General features: G+C 70.0%; 21 protein-coding genes. 15 read left to right on the top strand and 6 right to left on the bottom strand.

Annotated elements, in window-relative coordinates; all coding sequences use genetic code 11:
• Positions 1–110: 110 nt before the first annotated feature.
• Positions 111–854: a class I SAM-dependent methyltransferase gene (locus ACTWPV_RS32565; RefSeq protein ID WP_347650518.1), complete on the top strand. Its 744-nt coding sequence runs from the start codon at positions 111–113 to the stop codon at positions 852–854.
• Between the two features lie 37 nt (positions 855–891).
• On the opposite strand, the gene ACTWPV_RS32560 is transcribed toward ACTWPV_RS32565, so the two are convergent.
• The 5 genes from ACTWPV_RS32560 to ACTWPV_RS32540 all read right to left on the bottom strand — a co-directional run bounded on the left by ACTWPV_RS32560 (position 892) and on the right by ACTWPV_RS32540 (position 6,546).
• Entirely contained in the window at positions 892–1,779 is an 888-nt protein-coding gene (locus tag ACTWPV_RS32560; RefSeq protein WP_443154708.1) for a carbohydrate ABC transporter permease, read from the bottom strand.
• Complete coding sequence (locus ACTWPV_RS32555; RefSeq protein WP_347650520.1) at positions 1,779–2,663, bottom strand: carbohydrate ABC transporter permease; 885 nt, start codon at positions 2,661–2,663, stop codon at positions 1,779–1,781. The genes ACTWPV_RS32560 and ACTWPV_RS32555 overlap by 1 nt, the downstream gene beginning before the upstream one ends.
• Positions 2,664–2,665: 2 nt before the next feature.
• On the bottom strand, positions 2,666–3,922 hold the full coding sequence (locus ACTWPV_RS32550; RefSeq protein ID WP_443154707.1) for an extracellular solute-binding protein: 1,257 nt from the start codon (positions 3,920–3,922) through the stop codon (positions 2,666–2,668).
• Positions 3,923–4,125: 203 nt separating this feature from the next.
• Positions 4,126–5,997, bottom strand: a complete 1,872-nt coding sequence (locus ACTWPV_RS32545; RefSeq protein ID WP_443154706.1) for an acyl-CoA dehydrogenase family protein — start codon at positions 5,995–5,997, stop codon at positions 4,126–4,128.
• A 57-nt stretch (positions 5,998–6,054) separates the two neighbouring features.
• On the bottom strand, positions 6,055–6,546 hold the full coding sequence (locus ACTWPV_RS32540) for a hypothetical protein (protein ID WP_347650523.1): 492 nt from the start codon (positions 6,544–6,546) through the stop codon (positions 6,055–6,057).
• Positions 6,547–6,703: 157 nt separating this feature from the next.
• Here ACTWPV_RS32540 and ACTWPV_RS32535 point away from each other — a divergent pair, with 157 nt between their 5' ends.
• The 14 genes from ACTWPV_RS32535 (at position 6,704) to ACTWPV_RS32470 (ending at position 14,780) form a co-directional block, all read left to right on the top strand.
• Positions 6,704–7,831 (top strand): sensor histidine kinase, encoded by a 1,128-nt coding sequence (locus tag ACTWPV_RS32535; RefSeq protein WP_443154705.1) that lies wholly within the window; start codon positions 6,704–6,706, stop codon positions 7,829–7,831.
• Positions 7,828–8,505 carry a response regulator gene (locus tag ACTWPV_RS32530; protein WP_443154704.1) on the top strand — a complete coding sequence of 226 codons (678 nt, stop codon included), beginning with the start codon at positions 7,828–7,830 and terminating at the stop codon, positions 8,503–8,505. The genes ACTWPV_RS32535 and ACTWPV_RS32530 overlap by 4 nt, the downstream gene beginning before the upstream one ends.
• Positions 8,506–8,532: 27 nt before the next feature.
• Positions 8,533–8,994 carry an Lrp/AsnC family transcriptional regulator gene (locus tag ACTWPV_RS32525; RefSeq protein ID WP_347650526.1) on the top strand — a complete coding sequence of 154 codons (462 nt, stop codon included), beginning with the start codon at positions 8,533–8,535 and terminating at the stop codon, positions 8,992–8,994.
• Between the two features lie 124 nt (positions 8,995–9,118).
• Positions 9,119–9,685 (top strand): hypothetical protein, encoded by a 567-nt coding sequence (locus ACTWPV_RS32520; RefSeq protein ID WP_443154703.1) that lies wholly within the window; start codon positions 9,119–9,121, stop codon positions 9,683–9,685.
• Between the two features lie 5 nt (positions 9,686–9,690).
• On the top strand, positions 9,691–10,872 hold the full coding sequence (locus tag ACTWPV_RS32515) for an SRPBCC family protein (protein WP_443154702.1): 1,182 nt from the start codon (positions 9,691–9,693) through the stop codon (positions 10,870–10,872).
• Between the two features lie 35 nt (positions 10,873–10,907).
• Positions 10,908–11,315 (top strand): gas vesicle protein GvpJ, encoded by a 408-nt coding sequence (gvpJ, locus tag ACTWPV_RS32510; protein ID WP_347650529.1) that lies wholly within the window; start codon positions 10,908–10,910, stop codon positions 11,313–11,315.
• 1 nt (position 11,316) lies between these two features.
• On the top strand, positions 11,317–12,129 hold the full coding sequence (locus ACTWPV_RS32505) for a GvpL/GvpF family gas vesicle protein (protein WP_443154701.1): 813 nt from the start codon (positions 11,317–11,319) through the stop codon (positions 12,127–12,129).
• A complete protein-coding gene (locus tag ACTWPV_RS32500) occupies positions 12,129–12,371 on the top strand; it encodes a gas vesicle protein GvpG (protein WP_347616821.1) in 243 nt (80 codons plus the stop codon). The genes ACTWPV_RS32505 and ACTWPV_RS32500 overlap by 1 nt, the downstream gene beginning before the upstream one ends.
• A 4-nt stretch (positions 12,372–12,375) precedes the next feature.
• Entirely contained in the window at positions 12,376–12,789 is a 414-nt protein-coding gene (gvpO, locus tag ACTWPV_RS32495) for a gas vesicle protein GvpO (protein WP_443154700.1), read from the top strand.
• The gene (gene gvpJ, locus ACTWPV_RS32490; RefSeq protein WP_443154699.1) at positions 12,786–13,199 is read left to right on the top strand and encodes a gas vesicle protein GvpJ; all 414 of its coding nucleotides are present in this window, start codon (positions 12,786–12,788) and stop codon (positions 13,197–13,199) included. Before gvpO ends, gvpJ (ACTWPV_RS32490) begins: the two co-directional genes overlap by 4 nt.
• Positions 13,189–13,971, top strand: a complete 783-nt coding sequence (locus ACTWPV_RS32485) for a GvpL/GvpF family gas vesicle protein (protein WP_443154698.1) — start codon at positions 13,189–13,191, stop codon at positions 13,969–13,971. The genes gvpJ (ACTWPV_RS32490) and ACTWPV_RS32485 overlap by 11 nt, the downstream gene beginning before the upstream one ends.
• On the top strand, positions 13,968–14,171 hold the full coding sequence (locus tag ACTWPV_RS32480) for a gas vesicle protein (protein WP_347650533.1): 204 nt from the start codon (positions 13,968–13,970) through the stop codon (positions 14,169–14,171). The genes ACTWPV_RS32485 and ACTWPV_RS32480 overlap by 4 nt, the downstream gene beginning before the upstream one ends.
• A complete protein-coding gene (locus tag ACTWPV_RS32475; RefSeq protein WP_443154697.1) occupies positions 14,161–14,478 on the top strand; it encodes a gas vesicle protein K in 318 nt (105 codons plus the stop codon). The genes ACTWPV_RS32480 and ACTWPV_RS32475 overlap by 11 nt, the downstream gene beginning before the upstream one ends.
• A gap of 179 nt (positions 14,479–14,657) precedes the next feature.
• The gene (locus tag ACTWPV_RS32470; RefSeq protein WP_347650535.1) at positions 14,658–14,780 is read left to right on the top strand and encodes a hypothetical protein; all 123 of its coding nucleotides are present in this window, start codon (positions 14,658–14,660) and stop codon (positions 14,778–14,780) included.
• 85 nt (positions 14,781–14,865) lie between these two features.
• On the opposite strand, the gene ACTWPV_RS32465 is transcribed toward ACTWPV_RS32470, so the two are convergent.
• On the bottom strand, positions 14,866–16,011 hold the full coding sequence (locus ACTWPV_RS32465; protein WP_443154696.1) for an acetyl-CoA C-acetyltransferase: 1,146 nt from the start codon (positions 16,009–16,011) through the stop codon (positions 14,866–14,868).
• Between the last annotated feature and the right edge of the window lie 33 nt (positions 16,012–16,044).

Genomic DNA, 16,044 nt, shown 5'->3' with positions numbered 1-16,044 from the left:
CATCGCATCCTGGCGGCGCGCGGAAGGGTGTTTCGCTGTTCAGGTGAACGTGGCCGTTGATCGGGGCATTAGACTCGGGCAATCCATCAGCCCCTAGAAGGAACGGGATTATGTCTTCTGGGTATGACCGTGTAGTACAACCGGCGGCCGGTGACGAGGCCCTGGAGAACCACCTGGGTGGGGACGAGGCCAAGAACTATCGGCAGTACGAGTTCGACATGGTCGCCCCGCATGTCGGGCGTTCGATGCTGGAGATCGGCTCCGGGCTCGGCCACTTCGCCGAGCAGTTCCTGCCGCGGCTCGACCGGCTCGTCGTGAGCGACTTCGACCCCTACTGCGTCGAGCAGCTGGAGAAGCGTTTCGCGGACCGTGACGAGATCGATGTCCTGCAGTTCGGGCTGCCCACCGACATCCCGCTGGAGAACAAGGTCGACACCGTCGTCATGATGAACGTCCTCGAGCACATCGAGGACGACGCCGAGGCGCTGCGCTCGCTGGCCCGCGTGACGCTGCCCGGCGGGCGGATCATCATCTGGGTGCCCGGCTACATGCAGCTTTATGGTGACTTCGACCGCAAGGTGGGGCACGTCCAGCGTTACACGCCCAAGACGCTGGGCACCGCGGTAGCCAAGGCCGGGCTCGACGTCGAGGTGCTCAAGCCGATCAACTTCCTGGGCGGCATCGCCTGGTGGGCGGCCGTGCGCCGGGGCGGCGTCGGCTATCCCGACCCGCGCCTGGTCAAGGTCTACGACCGCACGGTGGTCCCGCTGACCCGCTTCATCGAGCGTTTCGTCCGCCCGCCGTTCGGCCAGACGGTGTTCTGCGTCGCGCGGGTGCCCAAGCCCAAGCAGTGACGGCGAGGCCGGCCGCGGGTGGCTGCCGGGCCGCGCGTCACTTGATGGACCCGGCGGTCAGCCCGCCGACCACCTTCCGTTCGATCAGCGCGAAGAGGATGATCACGGGGATGGTGGCGATCACGGAGCCGGCGAACAGGTTCTGCCAGTCGACCTGATACTGGCCGATGAACGAGTTGAGCGCCACGGTCAGCGGCTGGTTCTCCGGGGTCGTGGTGAGGGTCAGCGCGACCACGAACTCGTTCCACGCGGCGATGAACGTGAAGATCAGCGCTGTGATGACGCCCGGCAGGGCCAGCGGCAGCGTGATCCTGAACAGCGCGCCGAACCGCCCGTTGCCGTCGATGAAGGCCGCCTCCTCCAGCTCGCGCGGGATCGAGGCGAAGTACGCGTTCAGGATCCACACCGCGAACGCCAGGTTGAAGCCGCCGTTGACGAGGATCAGCGACCAGATCGAGTCGACCAGTCCGAACTGGAAGAACTCACGGTAGATGCCGACCAGCATGGCGGTGGGCTGGAACATCTGGGTGATCAGCACGAGGATCAGGAACGCCGTGCGCCCCCTGAACCTGTGCCGCGCCGAATAGTAGGCCGCGGGCAGCGCCACCAGCAGCACGAGCACCGTCGAGCCCGCGGCCACCTTCAGCGTCACCCACAGGTTGCCGGCCAGGCCGCTGGTCCAGAAGTTGGTGAGGTTGGACCACACCCACTCCTCGGGCCAGAACGACACCTCGCGCAGCGAGTCCTGGGAGCGCAGCGAGGTGAGCAGCATCACCACGTACGGGAACAGGAACAGGAACGAGATGACGTACGCGGCGGCCGCGACGATCACGGTCTTCAGCTTCGGCATGCGGCGCGGCGCTCCGCGATCGGGCCGGACGGGGGGGCGGGGCCTGGTGCGCGGCGCCATGGTGTTGACGGCCATCACGTGACCTCCTTGTTCCAGCGGGAAACCTTGAGGAAGATCACGGTCAGCACGATCACCATGCCGAAGTTGACCACGGACATGGCCGCCGACTCGCCGATGTCGGAGCTCTTGAGGATGAACATGAAGATGGTGGAGGTGGCCGTCGAATAGCCGGGCTGCCCGTGGGTCATGGCCCAGATGATCGGGAAACTGTTGAAGACGTTCATGACGTTGATCAGGGCCGCCACGGTGAGCGCGGGGCGCAGCAGCGGCAGCGTGATCGACCAGTACGTCCGCAGCCGGCCCGCGCCGTCCATCCTGGCCGCCTCGTAGACGTCGGACGGGATCGTCGCCAGGCCGGCCAGCAGCGCGTACGTGGTGAACGGCACCGACACGAACACCGCGACGAACACCAGCCACGGCATGGCGGTGGAGGCGTCGCCGAGCTGGTCGGCCGCCGCCCCGCCCATCGCGTCGATCAGCCCGAGCTTGACGCGGATCTGGTTGATCACGCCGACCTCGGGGTCGAGCATCCACTTGAAGATGATCGCCGTCATCAGCACCGACGCGGCCCAGGGCGCGATCAGCGCCCATCGGGCGAGCTTGCGCAGCGGGAAGTGCTGGTTGAACAGCTGGGCCAGGGCCAGCGAGATCAGCACGGTGAGCACGACGACCGCGACCACCCAGACCACGCTGCGGACCATGATGTCGGCGAAGTCCTTCTCGCCGACCAGCTTCTCGTAGTTCGCCAGGCCGTTGCCGCCCTGGACGATGCCGAACCGGCTGATCTTGAGGAACGACGACCTGATCATCTCGATCACGGGCCAGAGCACGACCAGCACGATCAGCAGCACGGCGGGCCCGACCCACGCGAGCGGCTCCAGGGCACGCAACCTTCTCATGATTAGCCGGCCGCTTCGGCCGTCTTCTGGAGCTCGCCGAGAACCTTGGCCGGGTCGTCCTTGACGGCACCGCCGATGGTCTGCTTGATCGCCGGGTTGACGACGGCCCACTTGGGGTCCTGGAACGGGTAGAAGCTGGCGTTCGGCAGCGCGTCGAGGAACGGCTTGAGCTTCTCGTCGCCCGACAGCTTCTCGATGCCGCCGTTGGTGACGGGCAGCAGCTTGTACGTCTCGGAGATCTTCTGGGCGGCGTTGCCGGTGTAGAAGAAGTCGAAGAACTTCTTGATCTCGGCGGCGTGGCCGTTCTTGTTGAACGCCATGATCCAGTCCATGACGCCGAGGGTGGTGTCGAGCGGGCCGGTCTTGCCGGGGATCGGCACGACGCCGTAGTTCTCCAGCCCGGCGGCGTCGAAGATCGGGATGGACATGGGGCCGCCGTTGACCATGCCGACCTTGCCGGCCCCGAAGTCCTCCCAGACCGTCTTGCGGTCCTTGGTGCCCGGGTTGGGAGTCGTCAGACCGGCCTCGACCAGGCCCTTCATGTAGGTGAAGGTCTCGACGTTCTGCGGCGAGTCGATCGTCCACTTGCCGGAGGCGTCGGTGTAGCCGCCGCCGTTGCCGAGCATCCACAGGAACGACTCGGCCTGGGCCTCCTCCTGGCCGAGCGGCAGGCCGAACGGCTGCGTGACGCCGGCCTCCTTGAGCTTGCCCGCGGCGGCCTTGAGATCGTCCCAGGTCTTCGGCGGCTCCTTGACGCCGGCCTTGTCGAAGAGGTCCTTGTTGTAGAACAGGGCGCGGGCGGAGGAGACGAACGGGATGCCGTACTGCGTCCCGTCGACCTTGCCGAACTCGGCGAACTTCTGCAGCATGTCGCCGGAGACGTTCGGCGAGAGCACCTCGTCCACCTTGTGGAGCAGGCCGTCCTTGACGAAGCCGGAATAGTCGCCGGTCTGCAGGATGTCGGGCACCTGACCGTTCTGGATCATGGTGGCGACCTGCTTGTCGATGTCGTTCCAGTTGATGACCTGGACGTCGACCTTGATGGTGGGGTTGGCGGCCTCGAACTCGTCGACGACGCCCTTCCAGAACGTCTCGCCCGAGTTCGGCTTACCGGGGCCGTCGCCGTAGTCGGCGGCGACCATCTTCAGCGTGACCTGACCGTCGCCCGACTCCTGGGCACCGCCGCCGGATCCGCAACTGGACAGGACCAGCACCGTGGCGAGGCCGAGAACGGCGCCGCCCGCAAGCTTCGTCTTCACTGGACATACCGCCTTCTCGTCGGACGGGTGACGCTGGTCCGTACCAGCCAACGGACCCCGCCCAGGGGTTGGGGGGCGCGCGAGCCACAGCTCCACGCGTTTGCGTCACTGTAAGCCTGAGTTCAGCAACCGGTCTATACCGGCTCGTATCAGTTCGGCAACACTCAGACCCGAGAAAGCTCACATCCGGTCTAGACCGGGTGTCAGAGAATTTTTCTCCGTACGTTCTCCCCGCCCTCCGGCGCGCCGATCCACGGCCCCTCGATGGACGGGTCGAGCACGCCCTCCTCCAGGAAGTCGTAGCGGCCGTCGAGCACGTATCCGGCCAGCCGCACGTCCTGGTGGTCGCTGTTGTCCCAGAGCCGCTCGAACAGCGCGGCGACGCGGTGCCGCGCCTGGTGGCAGAAGGTGTCGGCGAGCTCGTACGGGCGCTGCCCCAGGTCCTTGGAGTCCTCTTCCGCCTTGACGCAGGCGGCCGTCATGGCGTACAGCTCGGCCCCGATGTCCACGATCCGGCCGAGGAAGGCCTGCTTGTGCTCCAGCCCGCCCTGCCAGCGGGACATGCCGTAGAAGGTGGACCGGGCCAGCTTCCTGCTGGTCCGCTCCACGAAGCGCAGGTGCGCGGAGAGCGGGCCGAAGCCGGCGTACGCGGTGGGCAGGTTGCCGGTGCCCGCCACCAGCGTCGGCAGCCACGTGGCGTAGAAGCGGCCGGCCCGGCGCAGGGCCTGTGCACGCTCCTGGCGGGAGGCGTCAGGGTTGATCAGCTCGCCGGCGGCCGACAGGTGGGCGTCCACCGCCTCCCGCGTGATCATCAGGTGCATGATCTCCGACGAGCCCTCGAAGATGCGGTTGATCCGGGAGTCGCGCAACATCTGCTCGGCGGGCACCCCGCGCTCGCCGCGGGCGGCCAGCGACTCGGCGGTCTCGTAGCCGCGCCCGCCCCTCATCTGGACCAGCTCGTCCAGCGCCTGGTACGACAGCTCGGAGGCGAACAGCTTGGCCAGCGCCGCCTCGATCCTGATGTCGTTGCGCTGGTCGTCGGCCATGCGGCTGGTGAGCTCGCAGACGGCTTCGAGCGCGTACGCGGTTGCCGCGATGAAGGCGATCTTCGTGGCCACCGCCTCGTGCCTTCCGACCTTGCGCCCCCACTGCACACGCTCGTTGCCCCACTCGCGGGCGATCTTGACGGCCCACTTGGTGTTGCCCGCGCACGTCGCGGGCAACGACAGCCGGCCGGTGTTCAGCGTGGTGAGGGCGATCTTGAGGCCCTGCCCCTCCTTGCCGATCAGGTTCTTCGCCGGCACCCTGACCTGGGAGAACTCGGTGACGCCGTTCTCGATGCCGCGCAGGCCCATGAAGCCGTTGCGCCGCCGGACCGTGATGCCCGGCGAGTCGGCCTCGACCACGAACGCGCTGATCTTCTTGCCGGTCCTCGCCATGACCACGAGGAGGTCGGCGACGACGCCGTTCGTCGTCCACAGCTTGACGCCGTCGAGCACGTAGTCGTCGCCGTCACGCACGGCCGTGGTCGACAGGCGGGCCGGGTCGGAGCCGACGTCGGGCTCGGTCAGCAGGAACGCCGAGATCTCCCCCCTCGCGCACCTCGGCAGGAACTCGCGCTTCTGCTCCTCGGTGCCGAACAGCTTGAGCGGCTGCGGCACCCCGATCGACTGGTGCGCCGACAGCAGCGTGGCCAGCGCGGGGCAGTACGAGCCGACGAGCATGAGCGTGCGGCAGTAGTACAGGTACGGCAGCCCGAGCCCGCCGTACTCCTTGCCGATCGTCATCCCGAACGCGCCGAGTTGCGCCAGCCCCTTGACCACCTCGTCGGGCATCTGCGCGGTCCGCTCGATGAGCGCGGGGTCGACCTCCGCGTCCAGGAAGCGGCGCATGGCCCGGACGAACTCCTCGCCCCGCCGGGTCGCGTCGCCGGGCAGCGAGGGAACCGGATGCACCAGGTCCAGCCGGAAGTCTCCGAGGAAGAGCTGCTTGGCGAAGCTGGGCCGCGTCCACTCCGTCTCGCGCGCCTGCTCGCCGACCTCTCTGGACTCCGCGTACTTGGCGTGCTCGGTCATGGAACCTCCCGGCGTTGGGCCGTCCTGTGGTAGGAGTACTGCCCGGCCTGCCGGCGTCTATCGCGCCTTCTCGTACGACGAACGCGCCCATGGGCGGCGGAACACCGCCAGAGAGATCAGCAGCACGATTGCCAGAATCGCCGCCCCGCCGTCGGTGACCGCCGTCGGCAGGATGCCCGCCGGGCCGTACAGGTCCAGGCTGGCCTGATAGACCTCCGGCGGGATCATCCCGAACGGCCCCGCGGCCTGCCCCAGGTTCACCGCGAGCACGACCCAGAACACCCAGGTCCAGCCGCGCGGCGCCAGCAGGCCCAGCGCGTTGCCGGCGATGAACGCGACCCCCACGCCGCGCAGGAACGCCAGCAGGCCGGGAGCCGCGGCGGCCGCCTCGGCGGGGCTCAGCCCGGCCAGGCGCATGCTGTGCTCGATCATCTCCAGATTGATGATCAGGAAGTTCTGCAGCGCGGTGCCCGCGGTGAAGACGGCCGACGCCGCGGCGGTGAGGATCTGCAGGCGGCGCGTCCAGGGTGTGGGAACGTCTCTCGTCATGCCGTCAACGCTGGCGACGCGCGGCGGGGAAATCGTCCTGCCGGCGAAGGCGTCGCGCGTACTGCCGGGGAAGACTTCGCGCCGGCGGCGGCGCTCGCGTACTGCGAGGGAAGTACGCCGGGCCGCCGGCCGCGCGCGGCTCGGCTAGCGTGACGGGATGACCAGGTGGACGACGGACGCGGCCGTCGCCGCTGCCCTGGCCGCCGGGCTCGTCGCGGGCAGCCTGGCCGTGGCCAGGACCGGCGAGCAGCGCGCGCTCGACGTGCTGGGCTGCGCGCTGCTGCTGGCCGCCGCGCTGCCCCTGGCCTGGCGGCGGGCGCGTCCGGTCACCGTGGCCGTGGCCTCGGCGGCGGCCTGCGTGGCCTACTACGCGCTGCTCTATCCGGGCATCTTCGCCGCCGCGCCCGTGCTGCTGGCCGTCTACACCGTGGTCGCGCTCGGCCGCCTGCCGGAGGGCGTGGTCGTGGCGGTGGCCTTCGACGCGGCGCTCTACCTCGCCGTCGCAGTGCCGCACGGCGCCTACGCGGTGTTCGACGGCGTGTGGTGGACCGCCGGGTTCCTGGCCGCGGTCGTCGTCGTCGGGCAGATGGTGGCGACCCACCGGGCCTACCTGCGCGAGGTCGAGCTCCGCGCGGCCGAGGCGGAGCGGACCCGGGAGGAGGCGGCGCTGCGCAGGGCCGGGGAGGAACGGTTGTGGATCGCGCAGGAGCTGCACGACACGCTCACGCACACCATCTCCGTCATCAACGTCCAGGCAGGGGCCGCCGCGCACCTGCTCGCCCAGGGTGACCCGGCGCCGGCGGGCGACGCGCTGGCGGCGATCAGGGCGTCGAGCCAGGACGCCATGCGGGAGCTGCGCGCCACGCTGGGGGTGCTGCGCCGGGTCGACGACGGAGGCGATCCAGGGCTGGCCAGGCTGCCGGCGCTGGTCGAACGGGCGCGGCGGGCCGGGCTGCCGGTCACGTACGAGGTGCTGGGCGAGCCCAGGCCGCCGGCCGAGGGGGCCGACCTGGCCGCGTACCGCATCGTGCAGGAGGCCCTCACCAACGTGCTCAAGCACGCGGGCACGCCCGCCACCAGCGTGATCGCCGAATATGGCGGAGGCACGGTCACGCTCCGGGTGACGGACGACGGGGAGCCGGTGGACGGGAGGCCGGGGCACGGGATGGGGCTGATCGGCATGCGGGAACGCGCGGTGGCGGCGGGAGGCTCCCTGTCGGCGGGCCCCAGGCCGGGCGGCGGGTTCCGGGTCGAGACCGAGCTGCCGCTGGCGGGTCCGGCATGATCCGCGTGCTGCTCGCCGACGACCAGCCGCTGATCAGGGGCGGGTTCAAGGCGATGCTCGACGCCGAGCCTGACATCACGGTGGTCGCCGAGGCCGGCGACGGGGCGCGGGCGGTCGAGCTGGCCCGTGCGGAGCTGCCCGACGTGGCGCTGATCGACATCAGGATGCCGCTGCTCGACGGCATCGCGGCGACCCGGCGGATCGCCGCCGACCCCGCGCTCGCGGCCGTTCACGTGGTGATGCTCACCAACTACGCGCTCGACGAGTACGTCTTCGCGGCGCTGCGCGCGGGAGCCGGCGGCTTCCTGGTCAAGGACATCGAGCCCGCCGAGCTCATCCAGGCTGTCAGGGTGGCCGCCAGGGGCGACGCGCTGCTCGCTCCGGCCGTGACGCGCGGGCTGATCGAGCAGTTCGTCGCCACGCCGCCGCGACCGGTCGCGCCGCCCGCGCTGGACGCGCTCACCGCCCGGGAGCGCGAGATCATGACGCTGGTCGCCGCCGGCCTGTCCAACGAGGAGATCGCCGAACACCTGACGATCAGCCACCTCACCGCCAAGACCCACGTCAGCAGGGCCATGACGAAACTCGGCGCCCGCGACCGCGCCCAGCTCGTCGTGTACGCCTACGAGTCGGGCCTGGTCACCCCGGGGCGGCGGGCGGAGGGCGGGCGCTGAGGTTGCGGCGGTGGAACCATCAGGGTCATGGACGAACTCGACTCGGCGATCGTACGGCTGCTGCAGACTGACGCGCGGCAGTCCAACAGGGAGCTGGCGCGCCGGCTCGGCGTCGCGCCCTCGACGTGCCTGGAGAGGGTCAGGGCGCTCACCCGCCGCGGCGTCATCCGCGGCTACCACGCCGACATCGACCCGGCGGCGCTCAACCGCGGCGTCCAGGCCATGGTGTCGGTGCAGGTGCGGCCGTTGAGCAGGGCGGTGATCGAGGAGTTCAAGACGTCGGCGGCCGGCATGCCGGAGGTGCTCAGCGTGTTCGTGCTGGCGGGGGGCGATGACTTCCTGCTGCACGTGGCCGTGCAGGACCTGGACCACCTGCACGCGTTCCTGCTGGACAGGCTGAGCAAGCGCAAGGAGATCGTCGGGTTTCGCACGTCGGTGGTGTACCAGCAGGTGCAGAAGACCATTCCGACGCCGCTGCCTCCACCGTAAACCCGACCCAATTCTGGAAAATGCCCGTTTTATATGGATATGCGTTTCCTTATCCCCCTCTCGGGCACGGGGGGACCGTCCGGCCACGTACCGGTCACCCCGAGAGGACAAAGGAGCGCATGCCATGAGTGATAAGGCCAGAGTGGCGTTGGCTCTCGCCGCGGGCTACTACCTCGGCCGGCGTCACAAGCTGCGCACGGCCGCCATGCTCGCCGCGGCGAGCGTCGCCGGCAAATACCGCAAGGGCGACGGCGGGCTGCTGGCGCAGGGAGGCAAGATCCTTGGGTCCTCGCCGGAGATCGACGAGCTGACCAACCGCCTGCGCGGCCAGTTCATGGACGTCGGCAAGGCGGCCGTCATGGCCGCCGCCACCCGGCAGATCAACTCCCTCACCGAGAAGCTCCAGGAGCGGACCGAATCCCTCCAGAGCGGCGACCAGGCCGAGGAAGAGCCCCGGGACGAGCACGCCGAAGACGAGGAAGACGAGTACGAGGACGACGAAGAGGCCGCCGAACCCGCGGACGAGGCTTCCGAACCCGAGCAGGAGACCTCCGAGCCGGAGGAGGAGCCCGAGCCGCCCCGCGCCCGCAGGGCCCGTCCCCAGCAGGGCGCGCTGGCCAAGGGCACGCGGGCCCGTAAGCCGGGCACAGGTCGCAAGCGTCCCGCGCCCGTGACGAGATCGGCGGGGTGAGCGCGATGACCGAGGCGACGAAGGCCCAGCCGCTCCGCAAAGCCGCAGGCCAGGCAGGCAAGGCGGGCAAGGCCGTACGCGAGGGCTCTGGCAGGGCGGCGGAGACGGCCGGCAAGACGGCGAAGCAGGCAGGCGAGCAGGTGTCCGGTGGAGGCAACCCGATCAAGTCCGGGCTGCGCAAGCTCGGCCAGGCCGCGACGCACTACGCGCTGTCGTCCGTGACGAACAAGGTCGAGGGCGTGACCGGACGGCTGTCCGACTTCGCGGAGGGCGGCGGCGGCAATCTGCTCGGCGCGGTCACCGGCTCCGACAAGTCCGTCGGCGGTTCGGCCGTGGCCGGCGCGGCCAAGGGCGCCTTCAAAGGCCTGGTCGGCAAGCTGGGCGGCAAGGGCGGGGGCGGCAAGAAGCTCAAGGTCACCAACATCGTCGAGACCATCGACGTCGGCGCCCCGATCCGGGTGGTCTACAACCAGTGGACGCAGTTCGGGGACTTCCCGAGCTTCATGAAGAAGGTCGAGGCGGTCAACCAGGAGTCCGACGAGAAGCTCACCTGGAAGGCGCAGATCCTCTGGTCGCACCGCGAGTGGAAGTCCACGATCCGCGAACAGGTGCCGGACGAGCGCGTCATCTGGCGCTCGGAGGGCGCGAAGGGGTACGTCGACGGCGCGGTGAGCTTCCACGAGCTCACCCCCGACCTCACCAGGATCATGGTCACCCTCGAATACCACCCCAAGGGCTTCTTCGAGGGCACCGGCAACCTCTGGCGGGCGCAGGGCCGCCGCGTACGGCTGGAGCTCAAGCACTTCGCCCGGCATGTCATGACCCAGGTCATGCTGCACCCGGACGAGATCGCCGAAGGCGGCTGGCGCGGCGAGATCCGCGACGGCGAGGTGGTCAAGGACCACGACACGGCCGTCCAGGAGGAGCAGGAGTCCGCCGGCGAGCAGGAGGAAGAGGAGGAGCCGGAGGAGGGCGAGCCCGAGGACGAGTACGAGGAGGAGGAAGAGGAGCCCGAGGAGCCCGAGAAGGGCGAAGCCGAGGACGAGTACGAGGAGGAAGAAGAAGAGGAAGAGGAACCCGAAGAAGAGCCCGAAGAGGAGCCCGAAGAGGAGCCCGAGGAAGAGGCGCGCCCCCGCGCCCGGCGGGCTCCGGTACGCCGCAGGACGGCGAGCCGCAGCGGCGGCTGAGCCGTCCCCCATCCGCGGATCATGAGGAGGGCACTATGACTGTGCAGCCGGCCTCAGGTGGTGTGGCGCAACGCCCCACCGCGACAGGCCTGGCCGACGTGATCGACAGCATCCTGGACAAAGGGCTGGTCATCGACGCCTACGTCAGGGTCTCGCTTGTCGGCATCGAGTTGTTGACCATCGACGCGCGAATCGTCGTCGCCAGCGTCGACACCTACCTGCGCTACGCCGAGGCGGTGAACCGGCTGGACCTGTCGGAGTCCGGCGGCCAGGGACTGCCCGAGCTCATGCAGAACATGAAGCAGGGCATGGTCGCCGACAAGGGCAAGGACGCGGTCCAGGGAGTGCTCGAATCCGCCGCCGACAAGCTGGGCGGCCTGGTCGGCGATTCGGCGGACGATCAGGAACGGCAGCCCTCCCGGCGGCGGAAGGGTGGTGACTGACATGTCGACCTCCGAGGCGACCGAACGGCACAAGAAAGACGGGGCGGAGCCTGAGACCCGCGTCGGCACGTACGTCTACGGCATCGTCCCGGCGGACGTCGAGGTGTCCGACGACGCCGGCGGTGGCGTCGGCAACCCGTCGGCGAAGGTGACGGTGGTCCGGCATGGCGACATCGCCGCGCTGGTCAGCGAGCTGCGGCTGGACCGGCCGCTGGGCACGCCCGACGATCTCATGGCCCACGAGGGACTGCTGGACGCCACCGCCGCCGAGGTGCCGGTGCTGCCCGTACGTTTCGGCGCGGTCGTGACGAACCCGGAGGCGGTCGTGGAGGAGCTGCTCGCGCCGCACCACGACGAGTTCCACGCGGCGCTCGACGAGCTGGAGGGCCGGGCCCAGTACGTCGTCAAGGGCCGCTACGTCGAGCGGGCCGTGCTCACCGAGATCATGGAGGAGCACCCTCAGCTGGCCGAGCTGCGTACGCAGATCAAGGACCAGCCCGAGGAGGCGACCAGGGACGCGCGCATCCAGATCGGCGAGATCGTCGACCAGGCCATCAACGCGAAGCGGGAGGCCGACACGCAGGAGGTGCTCGACGCGGTCACCCCGGTCGCCACGCTCACCTCGCTGCGCGACCCCAGCCACGAGCTGGACGCCGTGCACCTCGCGGTCCTCGTCGAGACGTCGCGCGAGGGCGAGCTGGAACAGGCGCTGGGCCAGATCGAGGAGCGCTGGTCGGGCAGGGTCGAGCTGCGCCTGCTCGGGCCGCTGGCCGCGTACGACTTCATCGTGGCGCAGGGCTCCGGTGACGGCTGATGGGGCTGATCAGCTCGTTGTTCACCTGGCCGCTCGCGCCCGTACGCGGCGTGATCAGGCTGGGTGAGCTGATCCAGGAGCAGGTCGACCGGGAGCTGCACGATCCGGCGGTGGTGCGGCGGGAGCTGGAGGCGATCGAGGAGGCCAGGAACGAGGGCCGTATGTCGGAGGACGAGGCCGCACAGGCCATGGAGGAGATCCTCGCCAGGCTGACCGGCCCGCCCGGGGAAGGAAGGAGGTGATCGTGTGCCCGCCCAGCGAAGGGTCCGCGCACGACGCCCTGCCGAGCAGGACGCCGAGCCCGAGGAGGCCGTGGAGGAGCAGCAGGCCGACGAGGAGCCGGACGGGGAGGCCGCGCACGACGAGGAGCCGCGGTCCCGCTCCCGCGCGAGGAGCCTGTCGGCGTCCAGCGCAGGCGCGGCTGGGCTGCGCCACATCGTCGAGCTGACCGGCCGGGAGTCCGAGGGGATCACGCTGGTCAAGCCGGAGGGAGACGGCTGGGTGGTGGGCGTCGAAGTCGTGGAGGACCGCCGCATCCCGTCCTCGGGCGACGTGCTGGCGCTCTACCAGGCCGAGCTGGACGCGGACGGCGAGCTCCAGTCGTACCGGAGGTTGCGCCGCTACCGGCGGGCCAGCGGCGACCAGGGGGAGGGCGGATGATGATGGAGCCGGCCCGCCCGGCGGGCCGCGCCTACCCGTCCTCGACGGGCAGCGGGCGGGAGCCGGCCAACCTGGGCGACATCCTGGAGCGGGTGCTCGACAGAGGCGTGATCATCGCGGGCGACATCCGGGTCAACCTGCTCGACATCGAACTGCTGACGATCAAGTTGCGGCTGGTCGTCGCCTCGGTCGACACCGCCAAGGAGATGGGCATCGACTGGTGGGAGCACGACCCGTGGCTGACCGGGAAGGACCGCGGCCTGGAGGAGGAGAACCGCCGGCTGCGCCGGAGGCTCGCCGCCCTGGAGGATGGCCGCTCCGCCCCGCCCGCCATCGAGGGCCACGTCGAGGAGGAGGAAGACGTCGAGCCGCGGCGGCGTGGCGCCGGAAGGAGAAGAGATGACGGGTGACGCAGGCACGTACCTGTACGTGGTCACGCGCGACTCCGGCGCCCCCTCCCCCGAAGGCCTGGCGGGGGTGGCGGGCACGCCGGTGCGGGCGATCAACCGTTCCGGGCTGGTCGCGTACGTGAGCACCGTGCCGCTGGCCGACTTCGGGGAGGAGCCGCTGCAGCGGTCCATGGAGGACCTGGACTGGCTCGACGCGACCGCCAGGGCGCACCACCACGTGGTCGAGGCGGTGGCGGTGACGGTGCCCGCCGTACCCGTGCGGCTGGTCACCGTCTACAGCGGCGACGAGCAGGTCGCCGGCCTGCTGGAGGACCGGCACGACGACTTCTGCCACGCGCTCGACCGCATCACCGGCCGCCAGGAGTGGGGGGTGAAGGTGTACGCCGACCCCTCGGAGCAGGCCGAGCCCGCCGCCGCGCAGGAGGGTGGTGGTGCCGCGTCCGGGCCGGGAGCGGCGTACCTGCGCAAGCGCCAGGCGGGGCTGCGCAACAGGCAGGAGGCGTGGCGGCGGGCGAGTGCCCGGGCCGAGCGGGTCCACGACCGGCTGGCCTCCGTCGCAGTCGCCGACCGCCGCCACCGGGCCCAGGACCCGCAGCTCTCCGGGCGCAAGGAATGGATGATCCTCAACGGCGCCTACCTCGTCGACGAGGAGCGGCACGCGGAGTTCGTACGGACGGTGGACGAGTTGCGCGGCGAGGGTGGGGAGCTGGAGCTGACCGGCCCGTGGGCGCCGTACTCGTTCGCCGCGCTGGACGAAGGGGGTGAACCATGACGTATCCGGAGCCTCGTGGCGCCATGCTCGCCGAGGAGGGCCGGCTGCCCGCCCAGCGGGTGGCGCTGGTCGACCTGCTCGACCGGCTGCTCGCCGGCGGCGTCGTGGTGAGCGGCGACCTCGTCCTGTCGATCGCCGACATCGACCTCGTACGCATCTCCATCCACGCACTGATCACCTCGATCCGCGATGACGAGTGACCCCGCCGAGCCCGCCCGCCAGGCCAGGAAGCCGCGGCTGCGGATCGACACCGACGCGGAGGCGGTGGAGCGCGACCTGTCCCGGCTAGTGCTCACGCTGGTCGAGCTGCTGCGCCAGCTCGTCGAGCGGCAGTCCGTACGGAGGATGGAGCGGGGCGACCTGTCCGACGAGCAGATCGAACAGCTCGGCATGACCCTGATGCGGCTGGAGGAGGCCATGGAGGAGCTCTGCGAGCGGTTCGACCTGGAGCCGTCGGACCTCAACCTCGACCTGGGCCCCCTCGGCAGCCTCCTGCCCAAGGATTAATTCGGTTGCGCGAGCCACCGGCGGCCCTCTAACTTCATGGGCATGCGCCTTTACCTGTGATTCGCCGGGCCTCAGCGCCCGTGCTCAGCCAGCAAGACCGCCAGTCCGTCCAGACGCGGCAGCTGAGCTTGCCGACCGGCCTCCGAGCCGCGTCGAGAGTTACGTAAAGGAGCTTCCTCATGCGAGTTCGCGCAGGCAACAAGAAGAAGAACCGGCCGCAGCTGCCCACGCCGCGGCAGATGCCGAAGATGCCGCAGCGCCCGATCGCGCCGCCGAGGCGCGTGCCGTCCAAGGGCCGCTGACCGAAGGACAACTACCAGGGATGGTAGTGAAGAGCGAGCGCCGCCTCCCCCGTACGCCTGGAGGCGGCGCTCGCGCCCTTTTCGCTCAGAGGCGTTCGATGATGGTGACGTTGGCCTGGCCGCCGCCCTCGCACATCGTCTGCAGCCCGTAGCGGCCGCCCGTGCGCTCCAGCTCGTGCAGGAGCTTGGTCATGAGGATCGCCCCCGTGCCGCCCAGCGGGTGGCCGAGCGCGATGGCGCCGCCGTTGGGGTTGACCCTGGCCGGGTCGGCGTCGAGTTCGTGCATCCACGCCAGCGGCACCGGCGCGAACGCCTCGTTGATCTCGACGACGTCGATGTCGCCGATGGACATGCCGGCCTTCTTCAGCGCCCGCTGCGTGGCGGGGATCGGCGCGGTCAGCATGTAGACCGGGTCGTCGCCCATGAGCGCGAGCTGGTGGATGCGGGCGCGCGGGGTCAGGCCGTGCTCCCTGACCGCCTGCTCGGAGGCGATCAGCACCGCGCCCGAGCCGTCGGAGATCTGCGAGGAGGTGGCGGCGGTGATCTGCCCGCCCTCCTTCAGCGTCTTCAGCCCGGCCATCTTCTCCAGGGTGGTGTCGGGCCGCGGGCCCTCGTCGTCCTCTACGCCGTTCACGGGGGCGATCTGGTCCTTGAAGTGGCCGTTCGCGATGGCCTTGGCGGCACGCTGGTGCGACTCGAACGCGTACTGCTCCAGGACCTCGCGCGTGTAGCCCCACTTCTCGCACATCAGCTCCGCGCCGCGGAACTGCGAGATCTCCTGCTTGCCGTAGCGTTCGACCCACATCTCGCCGAACGGGAACGGCATGCCCTTCTCGAGCGCGGCCGTGATCGAGGCGCCCATGGGCACGATGCTCATCGACTCGACACCGGCCGCCACGACCAGGTCCTGGGTGCCCGACAGGACACCCTGGGCGGCGAAGTGGATCGACTGCTGCGAGGAGCCGCACTGCCGGTCGATGGTGACGCCGGCGGTGGTCTCCGGCAGGCCCGCCGACAGCCAGGCGTTGCGCGCGATGTCCATGCTCTGGGGGCCGAACTGCATGACGCACCCCATGATGACGTCCTCGACCGCCGCGGGGTCGACGCCGGTGCGCTCGATCAGCGCCTTCAGGGTGTGCGCGGCCAGGTCAGTGGGATGGACGGTGGACAGGCCGCCCTTCTTCTTGCCGACCGGGGTGCGGACCGCCCCGACGATGTACGCCTCTGCCACAGTGCCTCCTGGAAACCGAGCAATATTCGGTTA

Source organism: Nonomuraea sp. KM88, from assembly GCF_052245635.1.
In the GTDB taxonomy this organism is placed as follows: Bacteria; Actinomycetota; Actinomycetes; order Streptosporangiales; family Streptosporangiaceae; genus Nonomuraea.
This window is presented reverse-complemented; position numbering and strand designations above follow the sequence as displayed.

What these genes read in the sequence shown, in the direction of transcription:
- ACTWPV_RS32565 (WP_347650518.1), top strand. Translation starts at nt 111, where the DNA reads ATGTCTTCTGGGTATGACCGTGTAGTACAACCGGCGGCCGGTGACGAG.
- ACTWPV_RS32560 (WP_443154708.1), bottom strand. Translation starts at nt 1,779, where the DNA reads ATGGCCGTCAACACCATGGCGCCGCGCACCAGGCCCCGCCCCCCCGTC.
- ACTWPV_RS32555 (WP_347650520.1), bottom strand. Translation starts at nt 2,663, where the DNA reads ATGAGAAGGTTGCGTGCCCTGGAGCCGCTCGCGTGGGTCGGGCCCGCC.
- ACTWPV_RS32545 (WP_443154706.1), bottom strand. Translation starts at nt 5,997, where the DNA reads ATGACCGAGCACGCCAAGTACGCGGAGTCCAGAGAGGTCGGCGAGCAG.
- ACTWPV_RS32540 (WP_347650523.1), bottom strand. Translation starts at nt 6,546, where the DNA reads ATGACGAGAGACGTTCCCACACCCTGGACGCGCCGCCTGCAGATCCTC.
- ACTWPV_RS32535 (WP_443154705.1), top strand. Translation starts at nt 6,704, where the DNA reads ATGACCAGGTGGACGACGGACGCGGCCGTCGCCGCTGCCCTGGCCGCC.
- ACTWPV_RS32530 (WP_443154704.1), top strand. Translation starts at nt 7,828, where the DNA reads ATGATCCGCGTGCTGCTCGCCGACGACCAGCCGCTGATCAGGGGCGGG.
- ACTWPV_RS32525 (WP_347650526.1), top strand. Translation starts at nt 8,533, where the DNA reads ATGGACGAACTCGACTCGGCGATCGTACGGCTGCTGCAGACTGACGCG.
- ACTWPV_RS32520 (WP_443154703.1), top strand. Translation starts at nt 9,119, where the DNA reads ATGAGTGATAAGGCCAGAGTGGCGTTGGCTCTCGCCGCGGGCTACTAC.
- ACTWPV_RS32515 (WP_443154702.1), top strand. Translation starts at nt 9,691, where the DNA reads ATGACCGAGGCGACGAAGGCCCAGCCGCTCCGCAAAGCCGCAGGCCAG.
- gvpJ (WP_347650529.1), top strand. Translation starts at nt 10,908, where the DNA reads ATGACTGTGCAGCCGGCCTCAGGTGGTGTGGCGCAACGCCCCACCGCG.
- ACTWPV_RS32505 (WP_443154701.1), top strand. Translation starts at nt 11,317, where the DNA reads ATGTCGACCTCCGAGGCGACCGAACGGCACAAGAAAGACGGGGCGGAG.
- ACTWPV_RS32500 (WP_347616821.1), top strand. Translation starts at nt 12,129, where the DNA reads ATGGGGCTGATCAGCTCGTTGTTCACCTGGCCGCTCGCGCCCGTACGC.
- gvpJ (WP_443154699.1), top strand. Translation starts at nt 12,786, where the DNA reads ATGATGATGGAGCCGGCCCGCCCGGCGGGCCGCGCCTACCCGTCCTCG.
- ACTWPV_RS32485 (WP_443154698.1), top strand. Translation starts at nt 13,189, where the DNA reads ATGACGGGTGACGCAGGCACGTACCTGTACGTGGTCACGCGCGACTCC.
- ACTWPV_RS32480 (WP_347650533.1), top strand. Translation starts at nt 13,968, where the DNA reads ATGACGTATCCGGAGCCTCGTGGCGCCATGCTCGCCGAGGAGGGCCGG.
- ACTWPV_RS32475 (WP_443154697.1), top strand. Translation starts at nt 14,161, where the DNA reads ATGACGAGTGACCCCGCCGAGCCCGCCCGCCAGGCCAGGAAGCCGCGG.
- ACTWPV_RS32470 (WP_347650535.1), top strand. Translation starts at nt 14,658, where the DNA reads ATGCGAGTTCGCGCAGGCAACAAGAAGAAGAACCGGCCGCAGCTGCCC.